We start from the raw sequence: 19,555 nt of genomic DNA, 5'->3' as shown, positions 1-19,555 counted from the left end.
TTCCCCACGGAAGGTACCGGGCCGTCGTCGTACTTTAAGAGATGGTCTTTCCACGTACTGGACATGGCTGACGCGAGCCGAAGAGTCTGGGGGAAAACTCCGACCCGCGCCAGGTTCATGGGGCCGGCTAGGCGATGACCTTCATAGCCTGCCAGCCGGTGCCGAGGCTGATCGGCGGTACGTTGCTGAACGTTCCGCCTCCCGATCCGGGATACAGCCACAAGGTGTCTCCGATGCGGCCCACGACGTCGTTCCGGCCGTCGCCGTCAAGGTCACGCGGCCCGGCCACCGCAGTTCGGGTTCCCCAACCTGTCCCGATCTGCGTCCATTGCAGCCAGCCCCCGGTGCCATTGCCCGGATATAGCCATAATGCGCCTGTGTCGGTGCGCCGCGCCAGTACATCTCCCTTGCCGTCGCCGTTGAAATCGCCGGTGCTGAAGATGGCGTTCATGACGTCCCAGCCCCAGCCCACGGTGTAGGGAGTCCGCTGTCCTCCGGTCCCGTTTCCTTCGTACAACCGGAGCTCGCCGTTGCTTCGACGGCCGATGAAATCGGAGATGCCATCGCCGCTGAAGTCGCCGGGGGAGAAGAGTTGCGTCATGGTGCTCCACCCCGTGCTGACCTGGGTTCGTGCCCCGAAGCTGCCTGCACCGTCGCCGGGGTAGAACCAGAGAATGTCACCCGCCCGTGCCAGAAGGTCGGGCTTGCCGTCCTTGTTGAAGTCGCCAGGGGTAATGGTGTCCGTGATGGTGGACCAGGCAGGTGCAGCCAGGGCAATCTGCCTGGGATCGAGTCCGCCCGAGCCGTTGCCGGGGTAGAGATACAGGTTGCCGGCGGTATCGGCGGCCAGCACGTCAGCGCGGCCGTCACCGTTGTAGTCATGGGCCGACGGCGGTCCCGCTGCAGGCACGGTGTAGGTCTGCGTCCCGACAGCCGAGGTGTTGCCGGCGGTGTCAACGCCGATGTACTTAAGCACCAGGGTGGAGTTGCCCATGACGATCGGATTGGCAGCGTTGTACTTGATGTTGGTGGCTGACTCCGTGGCCGTGGGCGTACTGCCGTTGGTGGTGTAGTAGATGGCGGTGGGCTCGTTGGCGGACAACGCTATGGTGGCTCCACTGGCCAAGGCGCGGCTGGTGGGGTTGGCCGTCACAGTGGGGGCCACAGTGTCTGGTGGCACGGTGTAAGTCTGGGTGGCCACCTCAGAGACGTTGCCCGCGGTATCCCTGGCGAAGTACTTCAATGTCATGGGACCGGGACCGTTGAAGGGGATCGCCGTGGTGTAGGGGAGCCCGGCCGTCAGCGGATCGGTCCCGTCTGTGGTGTACCGGATATCGGCGGGCTCGTTCGCGGACAGTGTGATGGTGGTGCCCGGAGCATACCCGCCACCCGCCGGGTTGGCGGTCACCACGGGCTTGATGACATCCGGGCCGGTGGAGTAGGTCTGCGTGACCACAGCGGAGGAGTTGTTCGCGTTATCCACGGCGAAGTACTTCAGGGTCAGTGGGCCGCTCAGCGTCAGCGGAGTGGTGTACTTGCTGCTGGCCGTCGTGGGGGTGCTTCCATTGGTGGTGTAGTAAATGGTGGATGTTTCATTGGCGGCCAGGGTGATGGACTGGCCCACCGCGTAAGTTCCACCCGGGGGTGTCGCGGTGACGACGGGGGCTACGTTGTCGGCGCCCAGGTAAGCTTCAAACTCAGCCAGCCCGGCGTTGGTGGTGCCGGCGCTGACTGAGGTGATGTTGAGCCGTACAGAGCTCACTGTCTTGGCAGGGAACTTGATGGTGAGGCCCGATCCGTTATTGGGCAAGGACGGGACCGCCACAGTGCTTCCATCCGAGAACTGCAGGTTGCCGCCGGTGATCTGATCCGTCAGGAGGGGGCGGTCGGACAGGGTGACCGCATTGATGGTCCGGGTGGGGGTGAAGTTGTATTGGACCCAGCTGCCGGCCTTTTCCCCGGCGGAGACCCATTCACGCGTGGCATCCATCGGAGTCCCCCAGTGGTACCCGTCGCGGACCTTTTCCGGGCTCTGCGCTGCAGCTTTTTGCGACGATGCAGTGACGGTGGTGCCTGCGGATTTAGCGGCGTTGCCCACCCACTCGATGGCCGTAATGTACTGCCGTTTCAGCCACTCGTCGTAAGGGGAATCCGGACAGCCCTCACCGGGACTGCTGCAGACGTACATGTCGAAATCAGCGAATCGCACAAACGTGTCCACCTTGGCGGTGAGCTCAGCTCCAGTCACGTTCTGGGCGTATTCATCAATGACATAGGCATCGTAGGCCATGGACGTGTGCGGTCCGGTGTAGCTGCGGGTGGCAAGCTGGGCGAACTTTGCAGTAGCCCAATGGTCGCTGTGGTCGTAGGGGGTGGTGAAGTTCCCGGTCCAGTCCTGGGTGCGGAAGGTGGTGGGCTGGAAGTTTGCCACAAGGCGGTTCAATGCTGACTGGAACTGGGATTTGGTGAAGGTTGCAGCGTTGTCCACCGGGCGGATGGAGGAAAGCCGGCCGTCCCAGAGTTTGAGGATGCTCTGGCTGTTGTACGCGGCACTGCCCAAGCCGTTGGGGAAGCCGTCCGGCAGTCGCATATACACCACAGAGACATTGGGGGCACCGTTGAGGGTCCGGAGGGTCAGCGGGCGTCCTGGGACGCCGGCGTCGGAGGTGGTCCAACTGTTGGAGACTCCAGCCATCTTGGCGTAGCTGGCCTGGATCCCTGATTCGAGGCTGCGCCAGTAGGTGGCTCCTTCGCCGGCCTCGCCGGCGGTGGCGAACACTGTTTGAACGCAACGCTTTGCCTGAATATCGCGCATGAAGTCCGGGCTGAGGAAGAGCAGGTCATCATCCGTGTGGGCCACGATCTGCATGGCGCCGCCCGTGCCCGCGCACGGCGGTTCAGCAGCGGCGGCGGGAGCTGCGGTGGTGAGGGCGAACCCGCACATGACCAACGCGGGCCCCAGGAGAAGGCCCAGAAGGCGTTTGGTTAAAGAAGTGCGGCTAATCGGACGGAGAGGACGACTGGCGTATTTTGGACGGTCCACAACCATGCTCCTTTGAGCAGATGTTGGGCCCCCCAGCCGGCAAACTTACGACGTCCCCTGGACGTCATGACGAATGAAGTTGGTACTGGCTGAACTTCCGACGAAACTGAAAGCGATGCAGTGAAAGTTACTGTAGCCCAACTGCGGGAGCATGAATAGAGTGCCGGCAAACGTCCACGAACTTCTTGAAGGGCAGCAACCGCTCCGCATCGGGAATGAGGGATGCCTCAGGATGCCACTGCACGGAGGTTACCCACCGGGTCGGATCCTCCAAAGCCTCCACCGTGCCGTCGTCGGCGATGGCCGTGACCACCAGGCCTTCGCCCACCCTGTCCACCGCCTGGTGGTGCCCGGAGGCGATCTTGATGGTGGTCCCCCCGGGGGCTCCATAGAGTGCCGCCGCCTTGGATCCGGCCGTGAGGCGAACGTCATGCCAAGCCCACTCGCTGGCCGCGGGATCGTGAGGATTCAGGCCACTGTGGGTTACCGAGGTAGGGGCCATGTCCTGAATCAGTGTTCCGCCGTACAACACGTTCAACAACTGGTGGCCGCGGCATACACCCAGCAGCGGCAGGCCTGCGTCGATGGTTGCCCGGGCAACGTCCACGTCCAAATGGTCCTGCTCCTGGTTCACGTCGTACAGCGAATCTTCGGGATCCTGGCCGTACAAGCGGGGATCGATGTCGCCGCCTCCCGGCAGCAGTACGCCGTCGAGCATCTGCATTTCGGCAGCCAAGCGGCCGGCGCTGTCTGCCGATACCGGCGTCAGCAGCACCGGCTGCGCACCAGCCTCGCGCAACAGGTCCACGATGAAGGTGAAAAGTTGGTTGGCTTCGCCCACCCGGGCATCGGGGGCGTCCGAACTGCTGAGACGGATCGGAACACCGATACGCGGACGGGCAACTTCTGAACTCTTCATGTTTCATCATGCACCGGACAGCCGCCCGGTGCGCAAACGCCCGCGTCACAGCCCGGCGATACTACGCTGAAACCATGAATCGCACCGGAGCCCTGAACCCGAGCCCGCGGACGCTCGACATTGAGAGCGCGGTCCAGTTCCACCATCTGGTGGCCGCGGGAGCCGGGTCCATGAATGGTTGGCACGCGCAGTCGCTGGACCTGCGTGGCCACGCACGGGAGCTTAAATCCCTGGATGCCCAGGGCGCGATCTTCCTGGGATGCATCTTCGACGACGGTGTGGAAGAGAGCCTGCGACGCCGTGGAGCGCTGATCTTTCCCAAGCTCCAGGGTGTCCCGTTCGACCCCTACCGGAACAGCCTCTACACGGCAGAGGAGCTCTACCATGACATCTCCTCCACTGAGTACGAGTCAACCCTCGACGCCCGGGTCTACCAGTGGAGCATCCTCCCCGGGCAGCGGGGAAGCCTGGACGCCACTCTGGCCGCGGCCCTGCACGACCACGCAATCGGCGATGCCCTGGACGAACTCCTGGACCACGGAGCACTTTCCGGGACCCAGGTAGTGGGTGTCATGGGTGGACACGCCGCCCAGCGCGGCACCAGCGGCTTCGCCGATGCCGCACGGCTGGGCCGGCTGCTCGCCCAATCAGGATTTGCTGTCGCTACTGGCGGGGGACCCGGTGCCATGGAGGCAGCCAACCTGGGTGCCTACTTGAGCGGAACGTCCGACGCCGATGCTGCGGCCGCGCTGGAAACCCTCGCCGGAGTGCCGGGGTTCAGACCGTCGGTGACGGCTTGGGCGCGGCAAGCAGCCGCCGTCGTCGAACGTCATCCGGAAGGCGCGCCGACCCTGGGGATTCCCACTTGGTTCTACGGCCACGAGCCACCCAACCTGTTCGCCACACACGTTGCCAAATACTTCGCCAACGCCGTCAGGGAGGCCATCCTGCTGGAGCTGTGTACCGGCGGGATCGTCTTCCTTCCGGGTGCCGCAGGAACGGTGCAGGAGATCTTCCAGGACGCCTGCGAGAACTACTACGGAGCACCCGAAACCATCAGTCCCATGGTGCTGGTGGGACGTGAACACTGGGAACGGACACTCCCGGCCTGGCCCATGCTGCAGAGCCTGGCTGCGGGAAAACCCATGGAGGAGAAGATCTTCCTGGTGGACACCGTGGAAGAGGCGCTTGCAGTGGTGGCCGGCCAGGCGTGAGGCGCAGCTAGAAGTCCTTGCTGCAGGGACCCGAGCCGAGTTGGGCCAGGCCGGTCCTGTCGCCGGCAGCGTACTGGCGGACCCAGGAAGCCTGGTCAAACATCAGTTGCCGGGGATCGTCCACGTGGTCAAGGCCCAGCAGGTGTCCCAGCTCATGCATGATCACCGCTACGCCGATCTCCTTGCCCTCGGGGGTGTCCACGATGCCGGCGAACTGCGGTGCGTCCAAGGACACCGTACCGGTGACATAGGCCTTGTAGCCGTCGCTCAGGCCAATTGAGGAGCTCCCTCCCAAACCCACGGTTTGGCCGGTCAAGCGCGGTACCTGCTCCGGAGTGCTCCACGCGATCAGGACTGGCGCCCATCGGTCACCGTACCTGGCGGGCTGGTATCCCTGCCTGTTGGTGGATGGGACCTCGGAACTGGGGCCGTCGAAGACGAACTTCAATCCGGTGGCTACGCTGGCTTGGCGAATGGCCTCGTCCACCAGTGGCTGCCAGGACGGATCCCCGAGATCCGCGTTGACCACGTAGTGGATGGGCCTGCACGGGGAGTAGGCCAGGGGAGTGCCGTCCTCCTTCACGGCGAGAAACTTGTATGAGGTACTGGTCCGGTTCACTGGTGCCGGAGTTCCCAGTGGTGCATCGGCTTCTTCCAAGCCGGGCACGGGTTCTTGGCGCTGCCCGAACGGAACCAACCCGGGCCGGGGTGCCTGGCTTTGCGTGGCGGAGGAGCCGTACAGGAACCGCTGAAGGTCGCCGCTGAAATACGCCCCCGCGCAGACCAAGCCGAGGATGCCCAGGAAGAACAGGATGGCGGCGATGCTGCTGTGCTTGATCGGCCGTGCTGGTGCCGGTGGCAGCGTGGGCCCGGGCCGGTAGGGGCCATGCGGAGGATCATGGGGGCGAAGGGGATCGGGGTCCTGCCACTGGGGCGACCCGTTAGGTTCCATGGAACCCCCTGACGTGGAGGCCGCGACGGGAGGTGGGGCGCCGCCGTCGACCGTAGTCGCCAGCATAAGTCCGGACACGCCGGGAGTCCATGGCCCCCTGAACCGGCTGTTAGATGTCCTCGCGGCAGGGGGCCGAGGCAAGGAGGTGCAGTCCGGTCAGGTCGCCGGCCGCAAGGCCGTCAGGGGCGCCAATTTCCGGGTACATGAGTTGGACCGGATCATCAACGTGGTCCAAACCCATGACGTGCCCCAGCTCGTGCTGCATGACCGCCAGGACGTAGTCGGCGCCTTCAGGATCAGCGAGGAGTTCGGCGACCTGCGGGGTGTCCAGCTCCAGGCTGCCCGTGATGTAGCTTTTGGGTCCGTTGTTGAGTGAGTACATGGTGCTGCCGCCCGTACCAATGACTTTGTCCGCCAACGCCGGTGCGGCCTCCGGCGTGGTCCACGAAATCAGCAGGGGAGCCCAGCGGTCGCCGTACTTGGCCGGCTGGTATGGCTCCCGTCGGTCTACCGGCAACTCGTCGGTGGTGCCGTCGTTGACGAACTGAATTCCGGAAGCGGCGGAGACATTCGCGATCGCTGTCTCCAGCAGTGCATCGGAACCCTCCGGCGCGGACGCTTCGTTCACCACGTAGTGCAGCGGGCGGCACGGCGAGTACCCCACCGGAGTGCCGTCGTCGTTGGTAGCCAGGAACTTATACGAATTGTTGGTAGTTTCCGGCGCCTTCGGCGAAGCCAGCGGGGCGTCCGCCTCCTCAAATCCGGGTGGCGGGGCGTCTGCCGCACGTGCAGGTGCCGTTTGCTTCTGCCCTGGTCGCCCGTCGTGCGCGGCACCAGGGACGCTCACACCGGGAAAAAGGGCGGTGATCCGCGGGTCTCCATGCAGGAATCCGCTGACCAACACTGCCACCACAGCGGCAATTCCGGCCATGAGCACGCCACGGAGGATGCGCCAGGCCGTGCTGGCACGCCGGTGCTTTGGCGCACGCGTTTCCCGCTCCGAGTCCACGGTTCTCCATTCCTCACGCCCTGGTCACGCGGGGCAGCGCGGAGGACGAACCAACATTACGGGCTGCGGGGGGAGCCGTCCAAACTAGACGATGGTTGCCCCGAACACCAGGCCCAACCCGTAAGTGGCGGCAGCCGCTGCCAGGCCGATCGCGAGCTGGCGCAGCCCGCGGCTCAGCGGCGACGTCCCGGACAGCAAGCCCACGACGGAGCCGGTCGCCAGAAGCGCGATGCCCACCAGTACACCGGCCACCATCAAGGCGGCAATGCCCGTCATTCCGAAGATGAAGGGCAGGATGGGAACGATGGCACCGGAAGCGAAGAAGCAGAAGCTGGACATCGCTGCACCCCATGCCGAACCGACGGATTCGTGCTCGTCACCGGCGGGCTTCTCAGGCTGCAGGGAGAGGCTGGGATCGCAGTCACAGCTGAACAGGCCCATGCGCTCTGCGGCGCGATGCTCAGCGGCCTCACGCGTCATGCCGCGGGCAAGATACACCAGCACCAATTCGTTGTGCTCGATGTCCAACGACGGTGCAGCCGTGAGAGTGGCTTGGGTGGGCAGGGTCGCGTTGAGTAGTTCCCGCTGGGAGCGCACCGAGACGTACTCACCGGCGCCCATGGACAGTGCGCCCGCCAAAAGACCTGCCACACCGCTCATCAGCACCACCGGACTGGGTACGCCGGTGGCGGCCATGCCCATGACCAGCGAAAGGTTGCTCACCAAACCGTCGTTGGCGCCGAAGACCGCGGCGCGGAAGGTACCGGAGAGCCGGTTCCGACCACGGGTGGCCAGTCCCCTGACCACCTCTTCGTGGATCTGTTCGTCAGCCACCATGGCGGGTGTTGCGGCGGGTTCGGAGCCGTACGGGGAGCGGCCTTCTGCGCGTTGGGCCAGGGCCAGCACAAAGACCGACCCGAAGTTGCGGGCCAGGAAGCCCAGCAACTGGCTGCGCGTTGATGCGGCCTTGGGCATTCCGGCGTGCTCACCCAGGAGCTTGAGCCAGTGGGCCTCGTGCCGGCCTTCGGCTTCGGCCAGGGCCAGCAGAATTTGGCGTTCTTCGCCCTCGCGCCTCTGGGCGAGTTCGCGGTAGACGGCTGCCTCGGCGCGCTCATCGGCGAGGTACTGGCGCCATCTGCGGATGTCGGCGTGCGAGGGTGGCACGGGTTGCGTTCCGACGTTCTCGGGGACTGCCGATTCGGGGGTGGGGTCCGGAGCTGGGCTCGACGAACCGGGGGATTCCTGGTGCTGTTGCACTTTCTCTCCTGTGCTGGGTGGGGTAGTTGCGGCCCCATTGCACGCCCCACTGTACCGCTTATCTGCGCGGTTTTTTGGCTGGTATTCCTCACTTGGAATGTTCGGTGCACCGTAATTTCCGGCCGTCCTTGACCCTCGCCTGACCCGGTGCTCAGATGGAAGGACAGGGGCGGGGGCCCACCCCGCGCACGTTCAACAGGGCTTGAGCGGCCCACGAGACGGAGGTTGCACCATGGACACCACCGAATCACACGCCAACTACCCGGAACGGACCACTATTGAGTCAGATCCGGCCTACGACTATGCCGAGAACCAGGAAGTGGACGAGGCCTGGGTGGAAGAGGTGGACGCCTCCGAGGATGACGAACGTGTGGTCCCCATCGACGAAACCGAGGAATTCCGCGAAGAAGACGAGGAAATCTAGGCGGGCTCCTCGCGGCTGAGTGTGTAATGAAGCTGCAGACCCGCGCGTTTGCCGGCCGCCGCGACAGTCACCGTTAGGGTTCTTGACGCACCACACCAGAGGGTCGGCCGCACCGCTTGGGCCAATGCTTGGGCGATCAAGCGTGGTTGAGGATGTCCGAAACGCCGGGTTCCGGCCTTGGCAGTGATGGTCACCGTGCCCAGGAAGAGGTCGACGGCGGGAATCACCGCGACCTTGTGCGTGTCTGTTTGTACCGGGGTACTTGTAGCCGGGGTGGTATCGCCTTGGTACGGCAAGGGACTGCTCCTTTGGGGGAGTGCTCTTGCCCGCTCGGTTGTCTCTGGTCCGGGACGGGCCGCTTCCTCATCCGAACCACCCGTGAACATGGGGTTGGTGTGTGGCCAGTCGGAGCTTGGCACCACATCTCTTGAAGCTGGGACCACCTTACCGCAGGGCTACCCCAGCAAGTTGGGGCGCCCTGTTCCTGGGGACAAAACAAAGGCGGCGCCGCCCCGAAAAGGGGAGGCGCCGCCGTCGAACTTTGCTCTGTTACGTGCAGGGTTACTTGTGGCTGCTGACCGGGTGGGCCTCAGGCGGGAGTTCCTCGGAGACGGCACCAGCAACGCGCTTGTCCCAGGCCTCGCGGACCGCGGGATCAGTGGGCGGGGTGAGCAGTGAAATCACTACGTAGGCGATGAACGAAGCGGCGAGACCGTAGTAGATCGGTTCGTTGGCGTAGACGCCGTCCGCGCTCGGAATGACGCCCAAGGCGAAGAGGATCAGCAGGGTCAGCGTCAGCACCGATCCCACTGCCATGGACCATGCAGCGGCAATACCCGTGCCGCGCTTCCACACCAAACCGCCCAGAATTGCGACCAGGAGGCCACCCACCAGGATGTCGTAGGCGATGGTGAGGGCAATCACCACGTCCTGTGCCGCCATGGAAATCAGTACTGCCACGATGCCGAGTCCAAGAACCCAGTAGCGGTTTGCTTTGACGTCGTGCTCGGGGTTTTCGCTGTCATCGGTGTTGATGGTCTTGCCGAACCAGCTGGCCACGAACGGGACAACGTCCGCACGTGCCACCGTGGCTGCGGCAATCAGGGCGCCGGAAGCGGTGGACATCATGGCTGCAACAGCCGCGGCCATGACCAGGCCGCCGATGCCGACGGGCAGGATGTGGGTTGCCACCTCTGCGTACACTACGTCCTTGCCGAGGTTGGTGACATCGATGTCCGGCAATGCCACCCGGGCAGCCAAGCCGATCAGGGCGCCGGCGATGCCGTAGAGAATGCAGTAGATACCGGCCGTGGCTCCGCCCCAACGGGCAACAGCGGGGGTCTTGGCAGTGAAGACGCGCTGCCAGATGTCCTGACCGATCAGGAGGCCCAGTGTGTAGACCACGAAGTACGTGATGATGGTCTGGGCACCGATGCCATCGATCTGGAAGAAGGTGTCGTCAAGGCGCTCACGGATGCCGTCCATGCCGCCGGCAGCGTTCAGGACGAACGGGAGCATCAGGAAGAAGATGCCTACGGTCTTGATGATGAACTGAACCTGGTCGGCCAACGTGATGGACCACATGCCGCCAATGGTGGAGTAAACCAGGACGATCGCGCCGCCAACGGCGATGGCAAGCCAGCGCTCCCAGTCGAAGAGCACCACGAAGATGGTGGCGTAGGCGCCGGTGGACGTAGCGCAGAGCATGAGCGTGTACGCCAGCATGACGATGCCGGAGGTCTGCGTGGCCCTGCTGCCGTAGCGAAGGCTCAGCATCTGGGAGACCGTGTAGATCTTCAGGCGCTGGATGGTGCCGGCGAACAGGAGGCTGAGCAGCAGCACGCCTGCGCCGATGGCCACCACCAGCCACATGCCGGAGATGCCGAACTTGTAACCGAGGCCGACGCCGCCCACGGTGGAAGCGCCACCGAGGACCACAGCGGCCATGGTGCCGGTGTAAAGGAACGGTCCCAGGCGGCGGCCGGCCACCAGGAAGTCGCTGTTGTTCTTGGTGCGGGACTTGCCCCACCAGCCGAATGCCAGCATGGCGAGCAGGTACACCACCACGATTGCGATGTTAATAGCCGAAGATTCCATGAACGGTCCTTGGAGCTGATGCACGGAGGTTGGGGTTTTCGACGATACTCCTGCGAAGCGTCGAAGTCTCTGTGCTGATGGTTGGAGATTGGGTGAGTGTTGTGTGCCTCACAGACAACACTTGTTGCCTATGAGGATATGTTGTGATCGGAGTAACAGTCAAGATGCTTTGGTCATGGTTCCGCCGATTCTGGTCCTGTTCGCCCGTCTCCCGGCTACTATTGCTCCAATGACAGGGCCATATGACAGGCCTGAAAGGTTCGTGAATGAAGGCTCTCCCCGTTGAACCGAGCAATGTTCCTGTTGCCATCGGTTCCAGAATCCGCGCAGCCCGGCAGGCGCAGCGCCTCACCATTGAGCAAGTGGCTGATGCTACCGGGCTGACCAAGGGCTTCCTCAGCCGCGTGGAGCGTGACCTGACATCGCCCTCGGTCGCTTCTCTGGTCACCCTGTGCCAGGTGTTGTCGGTCTCTGTGGGTGATTTATTCGCCGCCCCGGAGACGCACCTGACCAGGCGCGACGACGGCCCCCGCATCTCCCTGGGGGGTCAGGGCATCGTGGAGCGGTTGCTGACGGCCCGCTCTGAGCGCCGGCTCCAGATTTTGCAGGCCACCATTGAGCCACGGGGCCGTGGGGAAAACGAACTCTACGCCGTTGACTGCGACGTCGATGTCCTGCACGTGGTCAAGGGCAGGATCAAGCTCATCCTGACCAACGAAGCGTACGACCTCGAAGAAGGGGACACTCTTTCCTTCCCCGGCCGCGAGCCACACACCTGGATCAATCCCACGGATGAGACCGTCGAGGTGCTCTGGGTGCTGGTGCCGGCGGCGAGCCGCTAGGGCGGTCAGCCCACGTGCACCCACGGCCGGCGGGTGATGTCCGGCTCGGCCTCCCTCAGCACTTCACGGGTCACCGGCGCGATCTCTCCTTCTCCGAAGAACAGGAACTTGCTGAGGTTGGAGATCGGGTTGCCCTCGGTCCAACGGAAGTAGATGTGGGGCATGAATCCAGTGACGTCGCGGATGTGGAGCAGCACGGCCGCCACCGTGTTGGGGACGTTGTTGCTGTGTACTTCAAGGATCTTGAAACCGTGCCGGGTCTTGCCCACAACCTGGAGTTCCTGTTCGAAGTCCGAGCTGTCATCCACGATGACCTCGATGAAGACGGCGTCGCAGTCGACGGGCAGGTGGCTGGCCTGCTGCGCGTGCTGGAGCTTCTCGCGGTATCTGCTGGCGCTGAGGTGTTTGGGTTCATGCGCGATGATCCGGACAGGTCCCTCGGAAGCGTTGGCGGTGAATTCCAGGGCTTTCTCGTCCATTTTGATGTGGGTGGCCCGGAGTTCGAAGGCGCGCCGCATGCGGGATATGAAGCTGACCACCATGATGCCCAGGATGAAGAGTGCCGCGATCTTCAGGCCGTCAGGCCGCTCGATCGAGTTGACCACTGTGGTGTAGATGAAGACGAGGGAGATGATTCCGAAGCCGATGAACTGGCCGCGTTGCTTCTTTCGCTTTGCGGACAGGGTGACTGCGATGGAAGCAGAGGTGATCAGGACCAGAACGCCGGTTGCATACGCGCCACCCTGTGCGTTGACGTCGGCCTGGAAGATGATGGTGACGATGAAAGCGATCACAGTGAACACCAGGACCAACGGGCGCAGTGCCCGGGCCCAGGCCGGAGCCATGCCGTAGCGGGGCAGGTACCGAGGAACGAGGTTGAGCAGACCGGCCATGGCGGACGCTCCGGCGAACCAGAGGATGGCGATGGTGCTGACGTCGTAGACGGTTCCGAAGCCGTCGCCGAGGAACTTGTGGGCAAGGTAGGCGAGCGCACGGCCTTCTGCCTTGCCGCCGTCCTGGAACTCGGCGGCTGGAATCAGCATGACGGTGGTGAAGCTGGAGGTGATGAGGAATGAGCTCATGATGATGGCGGCGGTGGTGAGGAGCTTGTGGGCGCCCTTGATCCGGCCGGCTGGGTTGGCTTCGGTGTCCGTGGCGTGTCCCTTGATCTGGGGCATGACGGCCACGCCGGTTTCAAATCCGGAAAGACCCAGTGCCAGGCGTGGGAAGACCAGAAGGGCCAGGGCGATCATCATGATGGCGTCGCCGTGGGAGGTGGTGAGGGCGGTCCACCAGTCGGTAATGACTCCGGCTTCGGTGAAGAGATGGGTCATGGATACGACGATGACCACAAGGTTCAGTGCCAGGAACGCTGCCACCAGTACTACTGCCACGTTGATGGCTTCCTTGAATCCGCGAAGGAAGACCACGCCCAGGCCGGCGATCAAGGCCAGGGTGATGACAACTTGCTGGCCTTCGAGGAAGTGCGGCGCGAAGGGGTTCTCGATCAAGTGGGCTGTGGCGTCGGCAGCTGAGAGCGTGATGGTGATCATGAAGTCCGTGGCGGCGAACCCCAGGAGGGCCAGGACGAAGAGCTTGCCGCCCCAGCGGGGGAGGAGCCGTTCCAGCATGGCGATGGAGCCTTCGCCGCGAGGACTCTCGCGGGCCACGCGTCGGTAGACCGGCAGTGCGCCGGCCAAGGTTGCCACCACCAGGAGCAGGGTGGCCAAGGGGGACAGCAGGCCCGCTGCCAGTGCGGCGATGGCGGGCTGGTAGCCAAGCGTGGAGAAGTAGTCCAAGCCGGTGAGGCACATGACCTTCCACCAGGCTTGCGGCTTGTGAGCGTCCGACGGGCGGCCGTGGGGGCCTTGCCTCTTGCCCGAGGTGTCCGGCATTCCCTCCAGCAGCCAGGGCTTGAGCTTGAAGGAATTCTTTGGCCGGTTGGCCGGATCGGCCGGAGGCCTCGACAAGGTGGTCACTGTGTCCTTTCGTGCAGCACGGTGCTGCTTCCGCAAGGAGCGTATGGCCGCGTTCGACGCCGGGACCCCGGTTTTTATGGAATCTTTACGCCCACTGTGACCGGCATCTCATGACGCACGCCGTCAAATCCGACTTGTAAACAGGTGATGCATATTAGGAAACTTTGAGTGTATGATGGGTGTCACAGTCATCCCAGCTATCCACTAAGGAGTGGCGCATTTTGGAAGAGCTCCGTATTGAGGCCAATGGCAACCTTGGTCCCATCGATTCGTCCCGCATCCCGCGCTATGCCGGTGCCGCCACCTACGCCCGCCTGCCCCGCCTCGATCAAGTGGCCAAGGCCGATGTCACCGTTGTAGGCGTCCCCTTCGACTCCGGCGTTTCCTATCGTCCCGGCGCGCGATTCGGCGCCAATCACGTACGTGAGGCCAGCCGTCTGTTGCGCCCGTACAACCCCGCCTGGGACGTCAGCCCGTTCGAGAACATCCAGGTTGCCGACGCCGGCGACATGGCCGTGAACCCGTTCAACATCAACGAGGCCATCGAAACCATCCAGCAGAACGCCCTGGACCTCACGGCAAACGGCAGCAAGCTGGTCACCCTGGGCGGCGACCACACCATTGCCCTGCCCCTGCTCCGTGCAGCCGCGGAGCGCGCCGGTGAGCCAATCGCCATGCTTCACTTCGACGCACACCTGGACACCTGGGACACCTACTTCGGCGCCGAGTACACGCACGGCACGCCCTTCCGCCGCGCCGTAGAGGAAGGCATCCTGGACACCGAAGCCATCAGCCACGTGGGTACCCGCGGTCCGCTGTACGGCAAGAAGGACCTCGACGACGACCACCGCTTCGGCTTTGGAATTGTCACCTCCGCAGATGTCTACTACCAGGGCGTGCTGGAAACGGTGGCCAAGATCCGCGACCGCATCGGCAACCGTCCGCTGTACATCTCCGTGGACATTGACGTCCTGGACCCGGCCCACGCCCCGGGCACCGGCACCCCTGAAGCCGGCGGCATCACCAGCCGCGAACTCCTCGAAATCATCCGTGGCTTCCGCGGCATGAACCTCGTTGGCGCGGACATCGTTGAAGTTGCTCCGGCGTATGACCACGCAGAAATCACCGGTGTTGCAGGCAGCCACGTCGCATACGAGCTCGTGACCCTCATGGCGGACAACGCCGTCGAAGGCGACCGCCAAGGTGCCCCCAACGGTTACGCACAGCAGGCACTGGGCGCCCGCATCGCAGAGCTCGCCAAGGCAACGGGAGACCAGCGATGATTGATTTCGATCCCGGCACTGCAGCTCCCACCAAGGGGACCAACCAGCGCAACGGCGGGGACCTCGTTGTCGAGACCCTTGAGGCCTTGGGTGCCAAGACCGTTTTCGGTATCCCGGGCCAGCACGCGCTGGGTTTGTTTGATGCCATGGGCCGCGGAAACCTGCACTTCGTTTCTTCCCGGGTGGAGAACAACTCGGCCTTCGCAGCCGACGGCTACTCCCGCGCAACCGGTGAGGTGGGCGTGCTGTTCCTGTCCACGGGTCCCGGCGCGCTGACGTCCCTGGCAGGTCTCCAGGAGGCTTACGCCACCGGCGTTCCCATGGTGGTTGTTGCCAGCCAGATCCCGCTGGACGGCCTGGGCGCTCGCCGCAAGGGCATGCTGCACCAGCTTGATGACCAGAAGGCATCGGCGGCCAACGTCACCAAGAGCCAGCGACTGATCCAGCACGCCTCGGGCATCCCGTCCGCCATCCAGGACGCCTGGACCGAGGCGATCTCCTCCCCGCAGGGCCCGGTCTGGATCGAAATCCCGCAGAACGTCCTGCTGGATCCCATCATGGTCCCGCCGGTAGAGGACGCGCTCGCCGAGGCATTCGATAACCCGCCGCGCGTCGAGTTGATCCGCGAGGCCGTGAAGTGGCTTGCGACGGCGGAACGTCCGGCGATCATCGCAGGCGGCGGTACCCGTCGTGGCCGGGCCGAGAAGTCGCTGCTCTCCATTGCCGAGCAGCTGCGCGCGCCGGTGATCTGCACTCCAGGCGGCAACGGTGCGTTCCCGTGGACCCATGAGCTGTCATTGCAGTCGTGGATCGAGGACCGGTACATGACCGATGTCCTGGAAGACGCTGACGTATTGATCGTCATTGGCTCATCCTTGGGTGAAGTGACCTCGAACTACTTCACGTTCGAACCCCGCGGCAGGATCATCCAGATCGACGCCGAACCGCGGGTCCTGGAATCCAACAGGCCTGGCCTGGGCATCCGTGCCGACGCCGGCCAGGCCCTCGCAGCCCTGGATGAAGCCCTGGCAGCTGCAGGTGCGGCTGAAGCCACCCAGCGTTCCTGGCACGGCGCCCGTCCGGAAGACGTGGTCAAGGAATCCCTGGCCAAGGTCAAAGCACGCCTGGAATCGCAGGATCTGGCCAAGGAACTGAAGTTCATGGCCGACATCCGCGAGGCTGTCCCGGCCGATATGCAGACGTTCTGGGACATGACCATCTCCGCGTACTGGGGCTGGAGCTGCTGGGACGCCCGCCAGGGCCAGTTCCACTCCGCCCAAGGCGCAGGTGGACTTGGCTACGGCTTCCCCGCGGCAATCGGTGGTGCCGTCGGGTTGGAAACCACCGGCAAGCCAAGCCGTGTGCTGGCTGTCTCCGGTGACGGTTCGTCCATGTACTCCATTTCCGAGCTTGCCACGGCTAAGCAGCACAACGTCCCGGTCACCTGGTTGATCGTGGACGATGGCGGCTACGGCATCCTGCGCGAGTACATGGTGGGTGCCTTCGGCCAGGCCACGGCCACCGAGCTAGCCCGTCCGGACTTCGTCAAGCTCGCCGAGTCCTTCGGTGTCCCGGCCCGCCGGGTAGCCCCGGAAGAAGTGGGGGACGCACTTAAGGCGTCCTTCGCAGCGGACGGCCCCAACGTCGTCGTGGTTGAAACACTGCTGAAGATGTTCGGCCCCACGCATTTGGACTAAAGAGCCGTGACTAAGTAACGCCATTGCAGCCCCTGCACGGAATACCGTGCGGGGGCTGCTTGCGTTGAGGGGCCCGCGCTGCGCCCCCAATCCGGGAATTAGGGCGTGAAGCGGGCCCCACAACACGAGCCCCAGCATCTTTAGTTTCCCAAAGCAATCAATCTGAGTTATAGTTGCTTTAGGCAAACAAAAAAGAGGGGTGCTTTCCCATGTCCGTCGGTTCTGCCACGGCAACTGATCTTGTGCATCAAATTTTCGATCTCCAGCGCACGCTGCGCTGCGTGGTGACCGCCCACATGGCCCGCGTTCCCGACGTCGGAATGGCGCTCCAGGGAGTCATGCGGTTCATTGGCGAGGGGGAGGCACGGGCTACCCAACTGGCCACGCGCCTGGGCGTCAGCGCCCCTGTCCTGAGCAGGCATGTCACCGAGCTGGAGGACCTTGGCTTTGTGGTGCGGCGACCGGATCCAGCAGACGGCCGGGCCCAGCTCCTCGCACTGACAGAGAGCGGCGCGGCCAAGCTGCGCGAATTCGAAGAACAACGCAGCGTGAGACTGCGGGATTACCTGGCGGATTGGAGCGAGGCAGACGCCCTCGAGGCCTCCCAGGTCATCAACAAACTCACTGTGTCCCTCAAGGACTCAATCCGGGCAACGGCGGCCGGCTCCATCACAACACACCAGACAGCTTAGGAGCCACCATGGCCACACCAGCAGTTCAGAACACCAAGGCGGTGGACGCCTCAGTGAGCCCCGCGGCCAGCAAGACCGCCGCGCCCATGACCCACCGGCAGATCATGGAAGCCCTCACCGGCCTCCTGGCGGCCTTCTTCACGGCGATCCTCAGCAGCACCATTGTTGCCAACGCCCTGCCCACCATCATGTCCGAGCTCAAGGGCACCCAAACCGACTTCGCCTGGGTCATCACGGCTGCGCTGCTCGCCAACGCAGCCACCACGCCCATTTGGGGCAAGCTCGCGGACCTCTTCGACAAGAAGCTCCTGGTCCAGCTGAGCATCATCATCTTCGTGGCCGGCTCGGTGATGGCAGGCCTGTCCGAAACCATCCCGCTGCTGCTGACCGCCCGTGTCATCCAAGGTGTAGCGATGGGTGGCCTTACCGCCTTGGCGCAGGCCATCATCGGTTCCATGATCCCGCCGCGCGATCGTGGCAAATACTCCGGCTACATGGGTGCCGTCATGGCAGTGGGCACGGCCGGTGGCCCACTGTTGGGTGGATTCATCGTTGACAGCCCGCTCGGCTGGCGCTGGACGTTCTTCGTCTGTGTGCCACTGGCCGTCGTCGCGCTCATCCTGCTCCAGGTGACACTGAAGATCCAGCACATCAAGCGCCCCGCCAAGATCGACTGGCTCGGTTCCATCCTGCTGACCTCCGGCGTGAGCCTGCTCCTGATCTGGGTTTCCTTCGCCGGCAACCCGGACTACTACGACTGGTTCTCATGGCAGTCAGCCCTCATGGTGGGTGGCGGCGTAGCGTTGCTGGCCGTGCTGGTGTTCGTGGAAACCAAAGTTGAGCAGCCGATTATCCCGCTGAAGATCATCTCCGAACGCACCACGGCCTTGGCAATCATTGCCTCGATTGCCGTCGGCATCGCCATGTTCGGTTCCTCCACCTTCCTGGGGCAGTACTTCCAGGTTGCCCGCGGTGCCTCGCCTACTGAGGCGGGCCTGCTGACGCTGCCGATGATCGCCGGCAACCTGATTGGGTCCGTCGCATCCGGCATCCTGATCAGCCGTTTCGGTAAGTGGAAGAGGTTCCTGATCGCCGGCTCCGTCCTGCTGATTGGTGGCCTGGCCTTTGCTGGAACCATGGACCACACCACGGAACTGTGGCTCGTAGCGATCTACACGGGCGTCTTCGGCCTGGGCCTGGGCATGCTGATGCAAAACCTGGTGCTGGCCGTGCAGAACACGGTCCAGGCAAAGGACATCGGAACGGCCAGCGCCTCGGTGGCGTTCTTCCGCTCGGTCGGTGGCGCGATCGGCGTGTCCGTCCTGGGTGCCATCATGTCCAACCATGTGAAGGACCTGGCCGTCGAGGGCATGGCAGCTGCCGGCATTCCGGTTCAGGGCGGCGCCTCAGGTGCCAGCATGGACCTGGCCCATATGCCTGCTCCTGTTGCCGACATCATGAGGGCTGCTTACGGCGATGCCACTGCCCAGATCTTCCTCATCTCGGCGATCATCAGCGTTGTGGCCCTCCTGGCAGTGCTCTTCATCAAGGAACGTCCGCTGCGCCGGACCGTGGATGCTGCTCCGGAGAAGGAACTCATTGGCACGGCATCCTCGGACGCCGGGATGTCCCTGGACACTGCGTCGATGGACGCACTGAAGGTGGAGGACCTGAAGGCTGACGGCCTGAAAGCGGACGACGACGGCGCCGGAACCTTGGGTGCCGCGCGTCAGGTTCCGGTGGGCGAACGTCAGGTTCCGTACACGGGACGCCCGACCACCAAGGACTCAGGCTCCGACCTGGATCTTGAGTTCGCCAGGATCCTCACGCAGGAACGCCCGCAAGCGGCAAGTGACGTAAGGGAAGTGCAGGAGCAACTGTCCCGCACCCAGTACGTCCTGGCCGAACAGCAGTTGCAGCTGAGTCGTGCCAACGTGGAACTGCAGGCGAGGTTGCGGGAACAACAGGCCATCGCAGAGCAGCAGGCCAACACCGCCGAGGAACTCGCAGCGATCCGTAAGGACCTGAAACGGGAACGCCGGCAGCAGGAACGGATGGCGTTGCTGCTCCTCCAAGGCGTGGAGGCCCGTCCGGACCACGGCAAGCACGCAGGCTGACACCGCCGGTCTGAAGAGGGGCGGCACGGA

General features: G+C 63.9%; 15 protein-coding genes and 1 riboswitch. Of the genes, 7 read left to right on the top strand and 8 right to left on the bottom strand.

The window, feature by feature from the left end:
- Window positions 1-127: 127 nt before the first annotated feature.
- Together ABIE35_RS04580 and ABIE35_RS04575 are read right to left on the bottom strand one after the other, a co-directional pair.
- The gene (locus ABIE35_RS04580; RefSeq protein WP_354512772.1) at window positions 128-3,049 is read right to left on the bottom strand and encodes a chitobiase/beta-hexosaminidase C-terminal domain-containing protein; all 2,922 of its coding nucleotides are present in this window, start codon (window positions 3,047-3,049) and stop codon (window positions 128-130) included.
- 121 nt (window positions 3,050-3,170) lie between these two features.
- Window positions 3,171-3,962 carry a gamma-glutamyl-gamma-aminobutyrate hydrolase family protein gene (locus tag ABIE35_RS04575; RefSeq protein WP_354512770.1) on the bottom strand — a complete coding sequence of 264 codons (792 nt, stop codon included), beginning with the start codon at window positions 3,960-3,962 and terminating at the stop codon, window positions 3,171-3,173.
- A gap of 74 nt (window positions 3,963-4,036) precedes the next feature.
- On the opposite strand from ABIE35_RS04575, the gene ABIE35_RS04570 reads away from it, so the two are divergent.
- Window positions 4,037-5,176: an LOG family protein gene (locus ABIE35_RS04570; RefSeq protein WP_354512768.1), complete on the top strand. Its 1,140-nt coding sequence runs from the start codon at window positions 4,037-4,039 to the stop codon at window positions 5,174-5,176.
- 7 nt (window positions 5,177-5,183) lie between these two features.
- On the opposite strand, the gene ABIE35_RS04565 is transcribed toward ABIE35_RS04570, so the two are convergent.
- From ABIE35_RS04565 to ABIE35_RS04555, 3 genes are all read right to left on the bottom strand, one after another.
- Window positions 5,184-6,206, bottom strand: coding sequence for a matrixin family metalloprotease (locus ABIE35_RS04565; protein ID WP_354512767.1), 1,023 nt, complete (start codon window positions 6,204-6,206; stop codon window positions 5,184-5,186).
- A 31-nt stretch (window positions 6,207-6,237) separates the two neighbouring features.
- Window positions 6,238-7,137, bottom strand: coding sequence for a matrixin family metalloprotease (locus ABIE35_RS04560; RefSeq protein ID WP_354512765.1), 900 nt, complete (start codon window positions 7,135-7,137; stop codon window positions 6,238-6,240).
- A gap of 84 nt (window positions 7,138-7,221) precedes the next feature.
- Window positions 7,222-8,394, bottom strand: coding sequence for a VIT1/CCC1 transporter family protein (locus tag ABIE35_RS04555; RefSeq protein WP_354512763.1), 1,173 nt, complete (start codon window positions 8,392-8,394; stop codon window positions 7,222-7,224).
- A 232-nt stretch (window positions 8,395-8,626) separates the two neighbouring features.
- Here ABIE35_RS04555 and ABIE35_RS04550 point away from each other — a divergent pair, with 232 nt between their 5' ends.
- Window positions 8,627-8,818 (top strand): hypothetical protein, encoded by a 192-nt coding sequence (locus ABIE35_RS04550; protein WP_354512762.1) that lies wholly within the window; start codon window positions 8,627-8,629, stop codon window positions 8,816-8,818.
- Here the strand turns inward: ABIE35_RS04550 and ABIE35_RS04545 are convergent.
- Both ABIE35_RS04545 and ABIE35_RS04540 read right to left on the bottom strand, forming a co-directional pair.
- A complete protein-coding gene (locus ABIE35_RS04545; RefSeq protein ID WP_354512760.1) occupies window positions 8,815-9,114 on the bottom strand; it encodes a hypothetical protein in 300 nt (99 codons plus the stop codon). The two genes, ABIE35_RS04550 and ABIE35_RS04545, sit on opposite strands and share 4 nt — an antisense overlap.
- Before the next feature lie 17 nt (window positions 9,115-9,131).
- Window positions 9,132-9,251: riboswitch (SAM riboswitch) on the bottom strand.
- A gap of 128 nt (window positions 9,252-9,379) precedes the next feature.
- A complete protein-coding gene (locus tag ABIE35_RS04540) occupies window positions 9,380-10,915 on the bottom strand; it encodes a sodium:solute symporter family protein (RefSeq protein ID WP_354512758.1) in 1,536 nt (511 codons plus the stop codon).
- Between the two features lie 266 nt (window positions 10,916-11,181).
- On the opposite strand from ABIE35_RS04540, the gene ABIE35_RS04535 reads away from it, so the two are divergent.
- On the top strand, window positions 11,182-11,757 hold the full coding sequence (locus ABIE35_RS04535) for a helix-turn-helix domain-containing protein (RefSeq protein ID WP_354512756.1): 576 nt from the start codon (window positions 11,182-11,184) through the stop codon (window positions 11,755-11,757).
- Between the two features lie 5 nt (window positions 11,758-11,762).
- Here ABIE35_RS04535 and ABIE35_RS04530 read toward each other — a convergent pair whose 3' ends face one another.
- Window positions 11,763-13,736: an APC family permease gene (locus ABIE35_RS04530; RefSeq protein ID WP_354512754.1), complete on the bottom strand. Its 1,974-nt coding sequence runs from the start codon at window positions 13,734-13,736 to the stop codon at window positions 11,763-11,765.
- A 221-nt stretch (window positions 13,737-13,957) separates the two neighbouring features.
- On the opposite strand from ABIE35_RS04530, the gene speB reads away from it, so the two are divergent.
- From speB to ABIE35_RS04510, 4 genes are all read left to right on the top strand, one after another.
- Entirely contained in the window at window positions 13,958-15,019 is a 1,062-nt protein-coding gene (gene speB, locus ABIE35_RS04525) for an agmatinase (RefSeq protein ID WP_354512752.1), read from the top strand.
- Complete coding sequence (locus ABIE35_RS04520; RefSeq protein WP_354512750.1) at window positions 15,016-16,716, top strand: thiamine pyrophosphate-binding protein; 1,701 nt, start codon at window positions 15,016-15,018, stop codon at window positions 16,714-16,716. The genes speB and ABIE35_RS04520 overlap by 4 nt, the downstream gene beginning before the upstream one ends.
- 209 nt (window positions 16,717-16,925) lie before the next feature.
- On the top strand, window positions 16,926-17,408 hold the full coding sequence (locus ABIE35_RS04515) for a MarR family winged helix-turn-helix transcriptional regulator (RefSeq protein WP_207596617.1): 483 nt from the start codon (window positions 16,926-16,928) through the stop codon (window positions 17,406-17,408).
- An 8-nt stretch (window positions 17,409-17,416) separates the two neighbouring features.
- Window positions 17,417-19,525 carry an MFS transporter gene (locus ABIE35_RS04510; RefSeq protein ID WP_354512748.1) on the top strand — a complete coding sequence of 703 codons (2,109 nt, stop codon included), beginning with the start codon at window positions 17,417-17,419 and terminating at the stop codon, window positions 19,523-19,525.
- Window positions 19,526-19,555 lie beyond the last annotated feature (30 nt).

The organism is Paenarthrobacter sp. 4246 (assembly GCF_040546855.1).
GTDB lineage: Bacteria > Actinomycetota > Actinomycetes > Actinomycetales > Micrococcaceae > Arthrobacter.
The sequence above is the reverse complement of the archived record's forward strand: the minus strand, read 5'-3'. Positions and strand labels throughout refer to the sequence as shown.